The 15,691-nt window shown below is 64.5% G+C and carries 16 protein-coding genes; 5 read left to right on the forward strand and 11 right to left on the reverse strand.

Going from position 1 to position 15,691, the window contains the following annotated elements; all coding sequences use genetic code 11:
* The first annotated feature begins 107 nt into the window (after positions 1-107).
* Complete coding sequence (gene iolE, locus AWB75_RS09985) at positions 108-1,010, forward strand: myo-inosose-2 dehydratase (RefSeq protein WP_061123932.1); 903 nt, start codon at positions 108-110, stop codon at positions 1,008-1,010.
* The gene (iolB, locus tag AWB75_RS09990) at positions 1,007-1,819 is read left to right on the forward strand and encodes a 5-deoxy-glucuronate isomerase (RefSeq protein ID WP_061123933.1); all 813 of its coding nucleotides are present in this window, start codon (positions 1,007-1,009) and stop codon (positions 1,817-1,819) included. The genes iolE and iolB overlap by 4 nt, the downstream gene beginning before the upstream one ends.
* On the opposite strand, the gene AWB75_RS09995 is transcribed toward iolB, so the two are convergent.
* The 8 genes from AWB75_RS09995 to alaS all read right to left on the reverse strand — a co-directional run bounded on the left by AWB75_RS09995 (position 1,816) and on the right by alaS (position 9,930).
* On the reverse strand, positions 1,816-2,514 hold the full coding sequence (locus tag AWB75_RS09995) for an ABC transporter ATP-binding protein (RefSeq protein ID WP_061123934.1): 699 nt from the start codon (positions 2,512-2,514) through the stop codon (positions 1,816-1,818). The two genes, iolB and AWB75_RS09995, sit on opposite strands and share 4 nt — an antisense overlap.
* A complete protein-coding gene (locus tag AWB75_RS10000) occupies positions 2,511-3,251 on the reverse strand; it encodes an ABC transporter ATP-binding protein (protein ID WP_061124058.1) in 741 nt (246 codons plus the stop codon). Before AWB75_RS10000 ends, AWB75_RS09995 begins: the two co-directional genes overlap by 4 nt.
* Positions 3,248-4,324: a branched-chain amino acid ABC transporter permease gene (locus tag AWB75_RS10005; RefSeq protein ID WP_061123935.1), complete on the reverse strand. Its 1,077-nt coding sequence runs from the start codon at positions 4,322-4,324 to the stop codon at positions 3,248-3,250. The genes AWB75_RS10000 and AWB75_RS10005 overlap by 4 nt, the downstream gene beginning before the upstream one ends.
* Positions 4,317-5,255, reverse strand: a complete 939-nt coding sequence (locus tag AWB75_RS10010; RefSeq protein WP_061124057.1) for a branched-chain amino acid ABC transporter permease — start codon at positions 5,253-5,255, stop codon at positions 4,317-4,319. The genes AWB75_RS10005 and AWB75_RS10010 overlap by 8 nt, the downstream gene beginning before the upstream one ends.
* A 13-nt stretch (positions 5,256-5,268) precedes the next feature.
* Positions 5,269-5,703 (reverse strand): acyl-CoA thioesterase, encoded by a 435-nt coding sequence (locus AWB75_RS10015; RefSeq protein WP_061123936.1) that lies wholly within the window; start codon positions 5,701-5,703, stop codon positions 5,269-5,271.
* A 66-nt stretch (positions 5,704-5,769) separates the two neighbouring features.
* Positions 5,770-6,825 (reverse strand): threonine aldolase family protein, encoded by a 1,056-nt coding sequence (locus AWB75_RS10020; RefSeq protein ID WP_061124059.1) that lies wholly within the window; start codon positions 6,823-6,825, stop codon positions 5,770-5,772.
* A 107-nt stretch (positions 6,826-6,932) separates the two neighbouring features.
* Positions 6,933-7,178, reverse strand: coding sequence for a hypothetical protein (locus tag AWB75_RS10025; RefSeq protein WP_061123937.1), 246 nt, complete (start codon positions 7,176-7,178; stop codon positions 6,933-6,935).
* Between the two features lie 127 nt (positions 7,179-7,305).
* The gene (alaS, locus tag AWB75_RS10030; protein ID WP_061123938.1) at positions 7,306-9,930 is read right to left on the reverse strand and encodes an alanine--tRNA ligase; all 2,625 of its coding nucleotides are present in this window, start codon (positions 9,928-9,930) and stop codon (positions 7,306-7,308) included.
* 214 nt (positions 9,931-10,144) lie between these two features.
* Between alaS and AWB75_RS10035 the strand changes: the two genes are divergently transcribed.
* Complete coding sequence (locus tag AWB75_RS10035; RefSeq protein ID WP_061124060.1) at positions 10,145-11,365, forward strand: CaiB/BaiF CoA transferase family protein; 1,221 nt, start codon at positions 10,145-10,147, stop codon at positions 11,363-11,365.
* A 4-nt stretch (positions 11,366-11,369) separates the two neighbouring features.
* On the opposite strand, the gene AWB75_RS10040 is transcribed toward AWB75_RS10035, so the two are convergent.
* A complete protein-coding gene (locus AWB75_RS10040) occupies positions 11,370-11,582 on the reverse strand; it encodes a hypothetical protein (protein ID WP_041730537.1) in 213 nt (70 codons plus the stop codon).
* A 378-nt stretch (positions 11,583-11,960) separates the two neighbouring features.
* On the opposite strand from AWB75_RS10040, the gene AWB75_RS10045 reads away from it, so the two are divergent.
* Together AWB75_RS10045 and AWB75_RS10050 are read left to right on the forward strand one after the other, a co-directional pair.
* A complete protein-coding gene (locus AWB75_RS10045; RefSeq protein ID WP_061123939.1) occupies positions 11,961-13,670 on the forward strand; it encodes a glutamine--tRNA ligase/YqeY domain fusion protein in 1,710 nt (569 codons plus the stop codon).
* Positions 13,671-13,782: 112 nt separating this feature from the next.
* Complete coding sequence (locus tag AWB75_RS10050; RefSeq protein WP_087086564.1) at positions 13,783-14,757, forward strand: transporter substrate-binding domain-containing protein; 975 nt, start codon at positions 13,783-13,785, stop codon at positions 14,755-14,757.
* Here AWB75_RS10050 and AWB75_RS10055 read toward each other — a convergent pair whose 3' ends face one another.
* Entirely contained in the window at positions 14,758-15,207 is a 450-nt protein-coding gene (locus AWB75_RS10055) for an NUDIX hydrolase (protein WP_061123940.1), read from the reverse strand.
* Between the two features lie 19 nt (positions 15,208-15,226).
* On the reverse strand, positions 15,227-15,625 hold the full coding sequence (locus tag AWB75_RS10060) for an RT0821/Lpp0805 family surface protein (RefSeq protein ID WP_061123941.1): 399 nt from the start codon (positions 15,623-15,625) through the stop codon (positions 15,227-15,229).
* Positions 15,626-15,691: the final 66 nt, after the last annotated feature.

Raw genomic sequence — 15,691 nt, forward strand, 5'->3', positions numbered from 1 at the left:
AAAGTGACTGCCGCCCCGCACAGGGGCAAAGCTAATAGACCGACACGAATACAGGATTTCACGAAAAGAAACGCAGAAAAACCCGAAGCAAAAAAGGACCGCAAAAAATGTCATTGAAAGTCCGCATAGGCATCAACCCCCTGTCGTGGATGAACGACGACCTCCCCTCCTTGGGCGGGGAGACAGACCTGTCTACCGCGCTAACCGAAGGGAAGCAAATTGGCTATGAAGGCTTCGAGCTCGGCAACAAGTTCCCCCGCGAACCCGAAGCGCTGAAGACGCTTCTCAAGGACTACGATCTCGCCCTCGTATCGGGCTGGTATTCGGGAAGACTCGCCGAACGCAGCGCAGAACAGGAAATCGAAGCGGTCGCCCCGCATCTGGAGCTTCTGGAAAAGAACGGCGCAAAAGTAATGGTCTACGGCGAAGTGGCCAACTCGATCCAAGGTGCGCCGAAGCCCCTCTACCAACGCCCCCGCTTTGTCTCCGAAGCGCAATGGACGACCTACGCCGAACGCCTGAACCGCTTCGCCGAATTTACGCTCTCGCGCGGCGTGCGCGTGGCCTATCATCATCACATGGGCGCGTATGTCGAAACGCCCGCCGACGTCGATCGGCTGATGTCTCTCACGAACGATGCAGTGGGCCTGCTGTTCGACGCGGGCCACATCACGTTCGCGGGCGGCGACGCATCGACCGTGCTAGAGAAGCACATCGCCCGCGTGTGTCACGTGCACTGCAAGGACGTGCGCCCGGAGATCGTGAAGCTCGCGCGCAATCGCAACTGGAGTTTTCTCGATGCAGTCATCAATGGCGCTTTCACCGTGCCAGGCGATGGCGCCCTCGACTATGCGGGCATCATCGCGTGTCTCGCGAAGCACGGCTACGAGGGCTGGCTCGTCGTGGAAGCGGAACAGGATCCGGTGATCGCGCCGAGCTACGCCTATGCCGACAAGGGCTATCGCACGTTGCGCGCGCTCGTCGACGAGACCTACAAGGAGACAGCATGAGCCTGTTAGTGAAAGCATCGCGCGAAGAGCAGACCATCGCGCGCGTCACACCCGATTCCGCAGGCTGGAAGCATGTCGGCTTCGCGGCGTATCGCATGAGTGCGGACGATGTCGTGCATGTGTACGACACGGATCGCGAAAGCTGCATCGTCGTGTTGACGGGCACGGTCAGCGTGGAAGCCGGCGATGAGCACTGGCAATCGATCGGCACGCGCGACAGCGTGTTCGAAGACGCCGCGCCCTACGCGGTCTACGTGCCGCCGAAGCTCGCCGCGATCGTACGCGCGGAACGCGATGCGGAAATCGCCGTGGCGAGCGCGCCCGCCAAGGGCGACTATCCGCCGCGTCTCATCGAGCCTGCGCAGATGAAGCGCTCGACGCGCGGCAGGAACGCGAATACGCGCTACGTCTGCGACATTCTTCCGCAAACGGAAAACGCCGAGTCGCTGCTCGTGGTGGAAGTGCGCACGCCGGGCGGACACGCATCGAGCTATCCGCCGCACAAGCACGATCGCGACAACGTGCCCGTCGAGAGTGCGCTGGAGGAAACGTACTACCATCGATTGAATCCGCCGCAAGGCTTCGCGTTTCAGCGCGTCTATACCGACGAGCGCGATCTCGATGAAACCATGGCCGTCGAAGATCACGATGTCGTGATGGTGCCGCGTGGATATCATCCGGTCGTCGTGCCTTATGGCTACGACAATTACTATCTGAACGTGATGGCGGGTGAGAAGCGCACATGGCACTTCAAGAACGATCCAAAGCACGAATGGATCGTGGAGCGCGATAGCAAGGCGTCGGGCTAGCCTACAGAAAGCCATTCGCGCGTGACTTGCTCTTCTCGCGCAAGCGAAGCGTATGGACCATCGAACCGGATCGCCCCATGCCCCATCACGGCGACGCGCGCATCGAGCATGCGCGCGATCGTCATCCGTTCTTCGATGAGCAGCATCGCGACACCGCGTTCGCGCAGCGTCTTCAGGCACGCGGCCACCTGCGCGAGCACTTGCGGCGCGAGCCCTTCGCCGGGTTCGTCGATGACCACGAGCGACGGATCACCGGCCAGCGTGCGCGCGAGCGCAAGCATCTGCTGTTCGCCGCCCGATAACGCGCCCGCCCTCACCGATGCACGCTCCGCAAGCACCGGAAACAATCGATACGCTTCATCCTGCGTGAAGCGCGTGCCTTTCCTCTCGCCAAGCAAGAGGTTTTCACGCACCGTCAGCGCGGGGAACACATCGCGCGTTTCAGGCACATAGCCAATGCCCAGCCTCGCAATCCGATACGGCCGCAGGCCGACGAGCCGCACATCGCGATAACGCATCTCGCCTTCGCAGCGCACCAGGCCCATGATGGCCTTCGCGAGCGTCGAGCGTCCCGAGCCGTTGCGTCCGACGAGCGCGACCGCCTCGCCTTCATCGATGATCAGATTCACGCCGTGCAGCACTTGCGCCGCGCCATACCACGCACGCAAATCCTCGATACGCAATGGCCCGTTCATAGCGCAAGCCCGCCGAGATAAGCGTCCCGCACGTCACGATTCGCGCGTATCGCGGCGGGCGTATCGGTGGCGATGACGCGCCCTTGCACGAGCACCGAGATGCGATCCGCAAGTCCAAACGCAACGTCCATGTCGTGCTCGATCACGAGCAAGGTGCGCCCTTGCGTCGTCGTCCGGATCAGAGCGAGCGCACGCGTCGCTTCCGCGCGATTCATGCCGGCGGTGGGTTCATCGAGCAAGATGATGGGCGCGTCGGTCGCGAGCGCGATGCCCAGATCGAGCGCGCGCTGCTCCGCATAGGTGAGACGCGCCGCGCGTTCATCGGCGCGTGCGGCAAGTCCGATCGCATCGAGCATCGCGCGCGCGCGTTCATCGATATTTCCCGATGGCAGCCATTTTTCGATGAAACGCGCGGACGCCGCGCCGAGCGCCGCGCAACGCAGGTTGTCGAGCACGGACATCGCGCCGAACACGCTCGTCGTCTGGAAGCTGCGCGCAAGCGAGCGCGAGACGCGCTGCGGCGATTTATCAGTAATATCGATTCCGCCCGCGACGATGCGCCCTTCGTCCGGCCGCGCGCGCCCCGAGATCAGATCGAAGAGCGTGGATTTGCCCGCGCCGTTCGGCCCGATCAGCGCATGCCGCTCGCCCGTCGCGACGTGCAGATCGACGCCGCGCAGCACGCGCGTCGCGCCGAAGCGTTTGACGATGCCATGCACATCGAGCGCGCCGTTCATCGCGCGGACCTCGTGCGTCGGGCGAGCCAGACGCCGAGCACGGCGCATGGCAACGCGATGAGCCACATCGAATCCTGCCGATGCGCGTAAAGCGCCTCGACGACAATTACCGACGCGACGCCCCAGGCCATCGCGCTCAACGAGCCGAAGCACATGAAACGCGCGTCGCGCCTCAAAAATCCGGCAACACCCTCCGGCGCCGCGACGACCACCCACACGAAGAAGAGCCCGAGATACATCGGCCACGCGGCGCTGACGCTCGCCACGGCGACGCTGAAGAACGTGAGCAGCACCGCGCCGACGACCGGCCCGAAGAACGTGCCCGCGCCGCCGATCACGGTCGCGACGAGCGCACTCGTCGACCGCGCGAGTCCGACGCTTTCCGCCGACACCAGTTCGACGTTGATCAACGCCAGCACGCCCGCGATGCCCGCGAAGAACGCCGACACGACGAGCATCGAGGAACGCACGCGCGCCGGCGCGAAACCGATCGCCGCGGCGCGCGCGGGGTTGTCGCGCACGGCGTTGGCGAGACGGCACATCGGCGTGCGGGAGAACGCGAACATCGCGAGCGCCGATATAAGGCACCAGCACGCGATCAGCGCATACGCCTCGCGCATCGGCCCGAACGTCCACGCGAACAGCGACGGCCCGCTCGCGCGATCGATCGTCACGCCGCCCTCGCCGCCGAACCAGCCCGGCGCGAGCCACACGCACGCCGCGACGAGCTCGCCGATGCCGAGCGTGATCATCGCGAACGGCGTGCCCGCGCGTTGCGTCGATATCGCGCCGAAAACGATGGCGACGAGCGTCGCCGCCAATCCGCCGATGACCGGCAAGAGCGGCAACGGCACGCCGAAGCGGTTGAACACTTGAGCGGCGGCGAATGCGCCAAGGCCCGAATACACCGCGTGCCCAAACGAAAGCAGGCCCGTCTCGCCCAGCAGCAGGTTGTACGAGAGCGCGAAGACGATCAACGTCGCGGTCTGCGCCAGATACGCGAGCAGCCACGATTGTTCGAAGATGAAGGGAGGCAGCGCCAGCGCGACGACGAGCAGGACGAACTTAAGCATCGCGCGTGCGCTCGCCGAAGAGTCCGCGCGGGCGCGCCGCCAGCATCGCGACGAGCAGCAGATACGGCAGCACCGGTGCGAGTTGCGCGACGGTCAACGCGGCCCACGCATCCGGCAACGTCACGCCGAACGACGCTGCGATGCTCCCCGCCGATGCGCTCGCGCCCACCGCGAAAGTCTGCACGCAGCCGACCAGCAGCGACGCCGCGAGCGCGCCGCCCAGCGAACCCAGTCCGCCGATCACGACGACGACGAACACGATCGGGCCCATCGCATCGGCCATCGCGGGCTCGATGACGGCGAGCGGCGCGCCGATCACGCCGCCGAGCGCGGCGAGCGCGGTGCCCACGGCGAAGACCATCGTGAATATGCGCGGCACATCGTGGCCGAGCGTTTCGACCGTCGCCGGATGCGTGAGCGCCGCGCGCACGACGAGGCCCGTCTTCGAGGTGCGCAACACGAGCCAGAGCGCGCCGAGCATCAGAATGGCCATCGCCATCATGAACACGCGATAGCGCGCGAACGACGCGCCGAAGAGCGTGAAGAGCGGTCCGTCTAGCAGGCGCGGAATTGTCGCGGGCAAAGGACCGAGTCCCCACACGAGCTTCACGCACTCGCCGATCACGATGGACGCGCCGAACGTCAGCAGCATTTCCGCGAGCGCGCCGCGCGCATGGACGCGTCGCAGCAAGAGCCGCTCGAACAACGCGCCCGCCACGCCGACGAGGATCGGCGCGACGATCAGCGCGAACCAGAATCCGCCATACGCGGCGAGCGTCTGCCCGACGTATGCGCCGAGCATGTAGAAGCTCGCGTGCGCGAAGTTGAGCACGCCGAGCATCGAGAAAATCAGCGTAAGGCCGGCGGACAGCATGAAGAGCAGCAATCCCACGCTCACGCCGTTGAGCAGACTCACGCTGAACCACTGCACCAAGACCCGGCCCTCAGTTGACGAGCGGCTTCAGCGCGGCGACGAGCGGCGCGGGAAGCGGCACGGGCCTGCGCGTCACGCGATCCACGTAGACGTGCACGAAATGCCCTTGCGCGGCCGCTTCGTCGGAGGCTTGCGTGAAGATGCCCACTTCGTAACGCACGCTCGTGTTGCCGAGCGTCTCGACACGCAAGCCCGCCTCGACCGTTTCAGGAAACACGACGGGCGCGAAGAAATTGCAGCGCGTCTCGACGACGAGGCCGATGGTCTCGCCCTCGCTGAAATCGAGCACGCCCGCGCGCAGCAGATACTCGTTCACGACGGTATCGAAGTAGCTGTAATAGACGACGTTGTTGATGTGCCCGTAGACGTCGTTGTCCGACCAGCGCGTGCTGATCGACAGAAAATGCGCGTAGTCCGCGCGCGTGGTGGGCGTCGGCTTGGTCATCGGTCAGAGCGCCGGTAACGGATGTGCGGGCATGTTGGAGCGGCGTGGCGCGCGTGTCAATTCGGGTTAGATCGACGCGGACAACGCCCGCACGTCATCGGCGAAGCGCTCGACCGTCTCGCGTTTCGTGTCCCACGCACACATCAGACGGCAGCCGCCCGAGCCGATGAACTGATAGAAACGCCAGCCCTTCGCGCGCAGCTTCGATGCGACCTGCGCCGGCAATTCCGCGAACACCGCGTTCGATTCGGGCTTGAAGAGCAGACTGACGCCGGGAATATCGACGAGGCGCTCGGCCATCAGTTGCGCCATCGCATTGGCATGGCGGGCGTTGCGCAGCCAGACGTCGTCATCGAGCAAACCTAGCCACGGCGCGGAGATGAAGCGCATCTTCGACGCGAGCTGGCCCGCCTGCTTGAGCCGATATGCGAAATCGGCGGCGAGCGCCTTGTCGAAGAACACGACCGCCTCGCCGACCGGCAAGCCGTTCTTGGTGCCGCCGAAGCACAGCACATCGACGCCCGCGCGCCACGTGATCTCCGACGGATGCACGCCGAGCGTCGCGACCGCATTCGCGAAACGCGCGCCGTCCATATGCACTTTCAGATGCCGGCGCTTGGCGATGGCCGCGATCGCGCGAATCTCCTCGACGGTATAGACGGTGCCGATTTCCGTCGCCTGCGTGAGCGCGACGACCTTCGGCTTCGGATAGTGGATGTCCGCGCGCTTCGTGACGAGTTCCTCGATCGCATCGGGCGTGAGCTTGCCGTTCTCGCCCTTCGCCGTGAGCAGTTTCGAGCCGCCGGAGAAGAACTCGGGCCCGCCGCATTCATCGGTTTCGATATGGGCGAGCTCGTGGCAAATGACCGAGTGATACGACTGGCACAGCGAAGCGAGCGCGAGCGAATTCGCCGCCGTGCCGTTGAACACGAAGAAGACTTCGCAGTCGGTCTGGAAGAGATCGCGGATGCGGTCGCAGACCTGGGCTGTCCACGAATCGTCGCCGTAGGCGGGTTCGTGGCCGCTCGTGTTGGCCTGGATCAGCGCCTGGAGCGCTTCGGGGCAGATACCTGCGTAGTTGTCGGAGGCGAAGTGTTGGGTCGGGTCCGTGGGCGCTGTCATGAGATCGCTTGGATGGCGGATTTGAATGCGGCGCGCGCGAGCGGAAAGCATCGCGCGCGCCGGCAATCCGGCCATTTTAGCGGCTCGGCGCTCCGGTCCGCGTGCCGCTACTTGGTGTTCGGCGCGCTCGCGGCGTTGGCCTGTTGCGCTTCCTGCGCCTTCTTGTCCTTCTTTGCCGCCTCGTGATGGCCGATCGCGCAGCCGCCGACCGCCCCCGCCGTGCCGTGCTTGCCCGCGACATGCCCCGCCACGCCGCCGACAGCCGCGCCCTTCAGACAGCCCTCCGCCTGCGCCGCGCCTGTTGCGACGAGCATCGCCGAAGCCAGAATGATCGATGCGAGTTTGTGATTCATAGGTCGTCTCCCTTGTGTCGATTGAACGTCACGTGGAGAGACGCACGCGCCATGCCTGACAGCGTGTAAAGAAAAACGGCCCGATCCTCAACAGATCGAGCCGCTTCCAGTGCAACGACAGAACCGCTCAAAGCTGCTGCTGCACCCAACCTTGAACGCCCGCGAGCGCGGCCGGCAGATTCGCCGGATCGGTGCCGCCTGCCTGCGCCATGTCGGGACGGCCGCCGCCCTTGCCACCCACCTGCTGCGCGACAAAGTTGACGAGCTCGCCCGCCTTCACCTTCTTCGACGCATCCGGCGTCACGCCCGCGATCAGACTCACCTTGCCGCCATCCACCGATGCAAGCACGATCGCCGCGCTCTTGAGCTTGTCCTTCAGCTTGTCGACGGTCTCGCGCAGCGTCTTCACGTCCGCGCCTTCGAGCGTCGCGGCGAGCACGTGCACGCCGGACACATCGACGGCTTGCGACACGAGCTCATCGCCCTGGCTCGATGCGAGCTTCGATTTGAGCGTCGCGAGTTCCTTCTCCAGCGACTTCACGTGATCCTGCACTTGCGTGATGCGCTGCGTGAGCTCCGCCGGCTGCGCCTTCAGCACGCCCGCCGCCGCGTTGATGCGTTGATCCAGTTCCTGCACGTAGCGCACGGCGTTGTCGCCGGTGATGGCCTCGACACGGCGAATGCCCGCCGCCACGCCGCCTTCCATCACGATCTTGAAGAAGCCGATGTCGCCGGTGCGCTGCACGTGCGTGCCGCCGCAGAGTTCGCGCGAGAAGCCGAGATCGAGCACGCGCACGGTGTCGCCGTATTTCTCGCCGAAAAGCGCCATCGCGCCGCCCTTCACGGCTTCGTCGTACGACATCACGCGCACGACGCCCGGCGCGTTCGCGATGATCTCGTTGTTCACGATCTGCTCGACGCGGCGGATATCGTCGTCCGTCATCGGCGCGTTGTGAGCAAAGTCGAAGCGGGTCTTGTCGGCGTCGACGAGCGAGCCTTTCTGCTGCACGTGGCCGCCGAGCACTTCGCGCAGCGCCTTGTGCATCAAGTGCGTCGCCGAGTGGTTGCGCGCGGTGCGGGCGCGGCGGATGCCGTCGATTTCGGCCTTCACGACGTCGCCGACCTTGAGCGTGCCCTGCTCGACCGTGCCGTGATGACCGACGACGTCCGCTTGCACCTTCAGCGTATCGGCGACGGCAAAGCGCACGCTCGCGTTCGCGAGCACGCCCTGATCGCCGACCTGGCCGCCGGATTCGGCGTAGAACGGCGTGTGATCGAGCACGACGACCGCTTGCTGGCCGTCCTTCGCTTCATTCACCGAAGCGCCTTCGACATACAGCGCGAGAATCTTCGCGTCGTCGAAAATTTCCTTCTCGTAGCCGTGGAACGTGGACTTCGCGCCCGAGTATTCGAGGCCCGCCGCAATCTTGAACTTGCCCGCCGCGCGCGCCTGATCGCGCTGACGCGCCATCGCGTCGTCGAACGCGGGTTCGTCGACGGTCACGCCGCGCTCGCGGCACACGTCGGCGGTCAGATCGAGCGGGAAGCCGTACGTGTCGTGCAGCTTGAACGCGAGTTCGCCGTCCAGTTGCTTCACGCCCTTCTTGTCGAGATCGGCGAGCTCGCCTTCGAGAATCGACATGCCGTGCTCGATGGTCTCGAAGAAGCGCTCTTCTTCCTGACGCAGAACGTCGGTCACGCGCTGCCGCGCGTCCGCGAGTTCCGGATACGCCGCGCCCATTTCCGCGACAAGGTCCGCCACGAGCTTGTGGAAAAACGCGCCCTTCTTGCCGAGCTTGTAGCCGTGACGGATCGCGCGGCGCACGATACGGCGCAGCACGTAGCCGCGGCCTTCGTTGCCGGGAATGACGCCATCGACGATCAGGAACGAGCACGCGCGAATGTGGTCGGCGATGACCTTCAGCGAGTTGTTTTCCAGATCCGGCGTGTTGGTTTCGCGCGCGGCGGCCTTGATGAGCGTCTGGAAGAGATCGATCTCGTAGTTGCTGTGCACGTGCTGCAGCACGGCGGCGAGGCGCTCGAGGCCCATGCCCGTGTCGACGCACTGCTTGGGCAGCGGCGTCATGTTGCCTTGCGCGTCGCGGTTGAACTGCATGAACACGAGATTCCAGATCTCGATGAAGCGGTCGCCGTCTTCTTCAGGCGATCCCGGGGGGCCGCCCCAGATTTCCGGGCCGTGGTCGTAGAACACTTCCGAGCACGGGCCGCACGGGCCGGTGTCGGCCATCTGCCAGAAGTTGTCCGATGCGTAGCGCGCGCCCTTGTTGTCGCCGATGCGGATGATGCGCTCGACCGGCACGCCGATTTCCTTCGCCCAGATATCGAAGGCTTCGTCGTCTTCCTTGTAGACCGTGACGGTAAGTTTTTCGGCGGGCAGGCTGTAGACCTTGGTCAGCAGTTCCCAGCAATAGTGGATCGCGTCGCGCTTGAAGTAATCGCCGAACGAGAAGTTGCCGAGCATCTCGAAGAACGTGTGATGCCGCGCGGTGTAGCCGACGTTCTCCAGATCGTTGTGCTTGCCGCCCGCGCGCACGCTGCGCTGCGCAGTGGTCGCGCGCGAGTACGGACGCGATTCGCTGCCCAGGAACACGTCCTTGAACTGGACCATGCCCGAGTTGGTGAAAAGCAGCGTCGGGTCGTTGCCGGGCACGAGGCTCGACGAACGCACGATCGTATGGCCCTTCGATTCGAAAAACTTCAGGAATTTCTCGCGTATTTCGGCGGCTTTCATAGCGTACGGGGCGTGTCTGCGGTTCTTTGATGGCGCCCGCGGGCGGCTCTTTTCGAGCGTTGCCGGCGGAACAAGGGTGATGGACGATTATACGGGATTCGCCGCAAACGACCGGGCGGCGGGCGCGCTCGCGAAGGCGTCCCGCTATCGCGCACGCGGCGGTTCTGTGCGACAGTCGCGAATCGAGAGACACAACGAAAGTGAGACAGATCGAATGGGAGCCTTGAGCCATATCCGCGTGCTGGACCTGACCCGCGTGCTGGCGGGACCGATGTGCGCGCAGACGCTCGCCGATTTCGGCGCGGACGTCATCAAGATCGAGCGGCCCGAAACCGGCGACGACACGCGCCACTGGGGTCCGCCCTACCTGAAAACGCCGCAAGGCGAAGACACGCACGAGGCCGCGTACTATCTCGCGGCCAATCGCAACAAGCGCTCGGTGACGGTGGATATCGCCACGCCGGAAGGCCAGCAGATCGTGCGCGAGCTCGCCGCGCAAAGCGATGTCGTCCTCGAAAACTACAAGGCCGGGCAACTGAAAAAGTACAGGCTCGACTACGAATCGCTGAAGGCGGTGAAGCCGGATATCGTCTATTGCTCGGTGACGGGCTTCGGCCAGACCGGGCCGTACGCGTCGCGAGCGGGTTACGACTTCATCGTGCAGGGCATCGGCGGGTTCATGAGCATCACCGGCGAGCGCGACGGCCAGCCGGGCGGCGGCCCGCAGAAAGCGGGCGTGGCGATCGCCGATCTGATGACCGGCATGTACGCGACGATCGGCGTGCTCACCGCGCTCGCGCACCGCGACCGCACGGGCGAAGGGCAATACATCGACATGGCGCTGCTCGACGTGCAGGTCGCCATGCTCGCCAACATGAACACGAATTACCTCGCGAGCGGCAAGCCGCCCGTGCGCTGGGGCAACGCGCATGCGAACATCGTGCCGTATCAGACCTTCCAGACGAGCGATGGCTGGATCATCGTCGCGGTGGGCAACGACGGGCAGTTCCGCAAGTTCGTCGAAGCCGGCGGACGCCCGGAACTGGCCGACGATGCGCGCTTCGCGGCGAACCCGTCGCGCGTGCGCAACCGCGACATCCTCGTGCCGATTCTCGCGGACATGGTGCGGCTGAAGGGCAAGCACGAATGGATCGCGGAACTCGAAGCCGCGGGCGTGCCGTGCGGTCCGATCAACGATCTCGGTGAAGTCTTCGAAGATCCGCAAGTGCTCGCGCGCAAGATGCAGATCGACTTGCCGCATCCGACGGCCGGAACGGTGAAGCTCGTCGCGAGCCCGATCAAGATGAGTGCGACGCCGCCCGAGGCGCGCTCGCATCCGCCGTTGCTCGGCGAGCACACGTCGAGCGTGCTCGCCGACGTACTCGGCTACGACGACGCGAAGATCGCGCGTCTGCGTGAAAGCAAGGTCGTCTGAAACCTCAGCGAACGCCCGCGCCGATCAGCCCGCCCGCCGCCGCGCCCGCGACGGTGCCGATCGGTCCGCCGGTGACGAGATAACCGAGCGCGCCGCCGGCAGCCGCACCGACGCCGGCGTGCGCCTGCTGGCGCGAGACGTTCGCACAGGCAGCGAGGCTCGACACGAGTGCGGCCGCGGCGGCGAATTTGAGCGTCGTGATGGCGATCTTCTTCATGATGGCTTCCTTCTTCTCGTTGTGATGTGCAGTGCTTTGCGAGCCGGACGAGGCAGCGGATACGGCCCGATCCGGACAGGCGAGCCGATCATAAAATTGCGCACATGCGCCTTTCAACGCGATTTACGTCCCGTTACGGCGGTTACGATCCGAGTCCGATGCAGCAAACCCTGTAACGGAACTCACGAAACCGCGCACGCGCGCGAATCGCGAGGCGAAACGATGCGTCGCCGCCACGCCCTGTCCAGAGCGGTTGCGTAAGGTAGAATCGACCTCATATTCAAGGCATTCGTACGCGTTCCCGAACTATCCGGTTTTGAAAGAGCGCTTCCCGAACCCATCACGCGCGTCAAGCGCATCCGTTGGCACCTTTTCCGCATGAACACCGACCGCAACGACGCCCCGGCGCCATCCAATTTCATCCGCAACATCATCGAAGACGACAACCGCTCCGGCAAATGGTCGCAGCGGGTCGAGACGCGCTTTCCGCCCGAGCCGAACGGCTATCTGCACATCGGCCATGCGAAGAGCATCTGCGTGAATTTCGGCCTCGCCGCGGATTACGGCGGCGTCTGCCATCTGCGCTTCGACGACACGAACCCCGAGAAGGAAAGCGTCGAATACGTCGATTCGATCATCGACGCCGTGAAGTGGCTCGGCTTCGAATGGAACAAGAACGGCACCGAACACCGGTACTTCGCGAGCGACTACTACGACAAGCTGTACGAATACGCCGAGATGCTCATCAAGAAGGGCCAGGCGTATGTCGACAGTCAGACCGCCGAAGAAATGCGCGCGACGCGCGGCTCGGCCATCGAAGCCGGCATCGACTCGCCGTATCGCAAGCGCACGCCCGAAGAGAACCTCGACCTCTTCCGCCGCATGAAAGCGGGCGAGTTCAAGGAAGGCGAGCACGTCCTGCGCGCGAAGATCGACATGGCCTCGCCGAACTTCAACATGCGCGACCCGGTGATCTATCGCATCCGCTTCGCGCATCACTACCGCACCGGCGACACATGGTGCATCTACCCGATGTACGACTACGCGCATTGCGTGTCGGACGCGATCGAGAACATCACGCATTCGCTCTGCACGCTCGAGTTCGAGGATCATCGGCCGCTCTACGACTGGTTCCTCGCGCAACTCGCGGACGACGGCGTATTCGAGCGCCCGCTCCCGCAGCAAATCGAATTCTCCCGCCTGAACCTCACGTATGCGATCACGAGCAAGCGCAAGCTCTTGCAACTCGTGCAGGAAAATCACGTCGACGGCTGGGACGATCCGCGCATGCCGACCATCGTCGGCGTGCGGCGGCGCGGCTTCACGCCGGAAGCCATTCGTTTGATGGTCGAGCGCGTCGGCGTGACGAAGGTCGATTCGTGGATCGACATGAGCGTGCTCGAAGGCGCACTGCGCGACGATCTCGACGAAAAGGCGCCGCGCGCGATCGCCGTGCTCGATCCGCTCAAGCTCATCATCGACAACTATCCGGAAGGACAGCGCGAAGAATGCAGCGCGCCGGTGCATCCGCATCATCCGGATCGCGGCGTGCGCGCGTTCCCGTTCTCGCGCGAATTGTGGATCGAGCGCGAGGACTTCCAGGAGACGCCGCCGAAAGGCTATTTCCGTCTTTTCCCCGGCAACAAGGTGCGCCTGAAGTACGGCTTCGTCGTGGAATGCACGGGCGCGGACAAGGACGGGAACGGCAACGTGACCGCCGTGCACTGCAACTACTTCCCCGACAGCAAATCGGGCACCGAAGGCGCGAACAACTACAAGGTGAAGGGCACGATCCACTGGGTCAGCGCGGCGACCGCCTATGCAGCCGAAGTGCGTCTCTACGATCGTCTCTTCAAGGAACCGCAGCCGGGCGCGGGCGGCGCGGAGTTCCTCGATGCGCTGAATCCGGATTCGAAGCGCGTCGTGAACGCCTATCTCGAACCTTCCGCACGCGAAGCAAACGCCGAAGACCGCTTCCAGTTCGAGCGGCACGGCTATTTCGTCGCGGACCGCGTGGATTCGCAGCCGGGCAAGCCCGTGTTCAACCGCATCGTCAGCCTGCGCGACAGCTGGGGCAAGCCGGCCTGACATCGACGTTAAGCCCAGGCGCCGCGCGGCCACGCGGCGCCTCTGCGCTTCACGGCAATCTGAACGGCAATCTGAACGGCACCCGTCGCAAGCCGCTTCTCACGAGGACATCATGAAGCTGCCGCACTCCTTCGCGCCGCACCGCGCCCGGGCGCAACGAAGCGCCGCTCTTGCGCTGGTCTGGGCGCTCGCGTCCGTGGGCGCGCACGCGGCCACCGCCGCCGAGATCGCCCGCGCGCAGGCCGCCGTCGATCAGATGCAGCCTTCCGCGACGCTGCGCAAGATCGCCGAAAACGGCGCGATCGTGCTGGGCACGCGCGAGTCGTCGGTGCCGTTTTCGTACATGGTCAAGCAGCAGCCGGTGGGCTATTCGTACGACATCGCGCTGAAAGTCGTCGACGAGATCAAGAAGCGTCTCAACATGCCGAATCTCGCCGTGAAGAACGTGCAGGTCACGTCGGCGAACCGCATCTCTTATGTGGTGAACAATCAGGTCGATCTCGAATGTGGCTCGACCGCGCACGTGGCCGACCGCGATCCGCTCGTCGCGTTCTCGAACAGCTTCTTTCAGTACGGCATCCGCATGGCCGTGAAGAAAAAGTCGGGCATTCGCGATTACGCCGATCTCGCGAACAAGACCGTCTCGACCACGGCGGGCACGTCGGACGAGCGCATGTTGCGGCAGATGGATATCGACAGGAAGCTGAATCTGCGCATCATCAGCGCGCGCGATCATGCGGAAGGGTTTGCCGCACTCAGGACGGATCGCGCCGTGGCGTTCGTGATGGACGATCCGCTGCTCTACGGCAAGATCGCGCAGGAAGGCGCCGCGCGCGGAGAGTACACCGTGACGGGCGCATCGCTCGCGAACGAGGCGTACGGCTGCATGATGCGCAAGGGCGATCCGGTGTTCAAGCGCATCGTCGACGACGTGATCGCCAACATGCAGCGCTCCGGCGAAGCCACGAAGCTCTACGAGAGATGGTTCATGCGGCCGATCCCGCCGGACGGCATGAATCTGCAATTTCCGATGTCGGCAGAGATGAAGACGCTCTTCGCCCATCCCAACGACCGCACGGTCGACTGATCAGAGCGTCTCGTGCAGTTCGGCGAGTGACAACGTCGTCTGGAAAAGCCGCGCGAGGCTGCGGCTCGCAAACTGGTCGACTTCGGCCGGGCTGACCCAGCGGTACGCGTCCATCTCGGGAATCATCGTGCCGTCGCCGTAGCGCGGGAAATACGACTCGCACACGCAGTTCTCGAGCCGCACTTCGTCTTCGCTCACACGCACCGCGAACAGATGAAGGTCCTTGTCGCGACGGTAGACGAAGCGCCCGAGATCCTTCAGCCGCGCGCCGTCCAGCACGATGCCCGTTTCCTCGACGAGCTCGCGCAACGCCGCCTCGCGCGGGCTCTCGCCGGGATCGGCGGCGCCCTTGGGCACGTCCCAGTGCGTGGTTTCGGTCGCGTGGCAGAGCAGCACGTCGCCTTGCATGTTCAGCATGACCACGCCGCACGATACGGTGCGGCCGGTCATCGAGTGCGCTCCCCGTTCATCACTGCTTCTTGAGTTTCCACTTGCCGTCGCTCTGCTTGCACGCGATGGGCGTCCAGGTCTGCGTCTGCCCTTTCGCTTCCGCGATGAGCGTGATCTTGCGGCATTTCAGCCCGTCCGATTCGAAGCTGTTCTGCGGCGTCACGGTGCCGTTGATCGGAACCGTGTTGCCGGTGCCCTTGTTGTTCCAGTCGAGTGATTCGCCGTCCTGCTTCGTGTTGAGCGCGATCTGTGCGGCGTCGTTGAGCGCCTGGAGGTCGCGCTGCTTCATGTAGGTGATCGGCGTGTTGTTCAGAAAGCCCAGATTGGCGGCCCCGGCCTGCGCGCTCACGGCGGCGAGCGCGGCGGCGGCGATCGTCAGGAAGGAGGCGCGGGCGAGCGCCCGAAGGTGGATTCGCATTGGGTTCTCCTCGTTGCGGACAATATGGCCGCGAGGATAGCATGAGGCGGGGCATCTGGCCCCGCC

The organism is Caballeronia catudaia (assembly GCF_001544755.2).
Taxonomy (GTDB): domain Bacteria; phylum Pseudomonadota; class Gammaproteobacteria; order Burkholderiales; family Burkholderiaceae; genus Caballeronia; species Caballeronia catudaia.

Bases quoted from the DNA above. Each gene is read 5' to 3' on its own strand.
- iolE (WP_061123932.1), top strand. From the start codon at position 108: ATGTCATTGAAAGTCCGCATAGGCATCAACCCCCTGTCGTGGATGAAC.
- iolB (WP_061123933.1), top strand. From the start codon at position 1,007: ATGAGCCTGTTAGTGAAAGCATCGCGCGAAGAGCAGACCATCGCGCGC.
- AWB75_RS09995 (WP_061123934.1), bottom strand. From the start codon at position 2,514: ATGAACGGGCCATTGCGTATCGAGGATTTGCGTGCGTGGTATGGCGCG.
- AWB75_RS10000 (WP_061124058.1), bottom strand. From the start codon at position 3,251: ATGAACGGCGCGCTCGATGTGCATGGCATCGTCAAACGCTTCGGCGCG.
- AWB75_RS10005 (WP_061123935.1), bottom strand. From the start codon at position 4,324: ATGCTTAAGTTCGTCCTGCTCGTCGTCGCGCTGGCGCTGCCTCCCTTC.
- AWB75_RS10015 (WP_061123936.1), bottom strand. From the start codon at position 5,703: ATGACCAAGCCGACGCCCACCACGCGCGCGGACTACGCGCATTTTCTG.
- AWB75_RS10020 (WP_061124059.1), bottom strand. From the start codon at position 6,825: ATGACAGCGCCCACGGACCCGACCCAACACTTCGCCTCCGACAACTAC.
- AWB75_RS10025 (WP_061123937.1), bottom strand. From the start codon at position 7,178: ATGAATCACAAACTCGCATCGATCATTCTGGCTTCGGCGATGCTCGTC.
- alaS (WP_061123938.1), bottom strand. From the start codon at position 9,930: ATGAAAGCCGCCGAAATACGCGAGAAATTCCTGAAGTTTTTCGAATCG.
- AWB75_RS10035 (WP_061124060.1), top strand. From the start codon at position 10,145: ATGGGAGCCTTGAGCCATATCCGCGTGCTGGACCTGACCCGCGTGCTG.
- AWB75_RS10040 (WP_041730537.1), bottom strand. From the start codon at position 11,582: ATGAAGAAGATCGCCATCACGACGCTCAAATTCGCCGCCGCGGCCGCA.
- AWB75_RS10045 (WP_061123939.1), top strand. From the start codon at position 11,961: ATGAACACCGACCGCAACGACGCCCCGGCGCCATCCAATTTCATCCGC.
- AWB75_RS10050 (WP_087086564.1), top strand. From the start codon at position 13,783: ATGAAGCTGCCGCACTCCTTCGCGCCGCACCGCGCCCGGGCGCAACGA.
- AWB75_RS10055 (WP_061123940.1), bottom strand. From the start codon at position 15,207: ATGACCGGCCGCACCGTATCGTGCGGCGTGGTCATGCTGAACATGCAA.
- AWB75_RS10060 (WP_061123941.1), bottom strand. From the start codon at position 15,625: ATGCGAATCCACCTTCGGGCGCTCGCCCGCGCCTCCTTCCTGACGATC.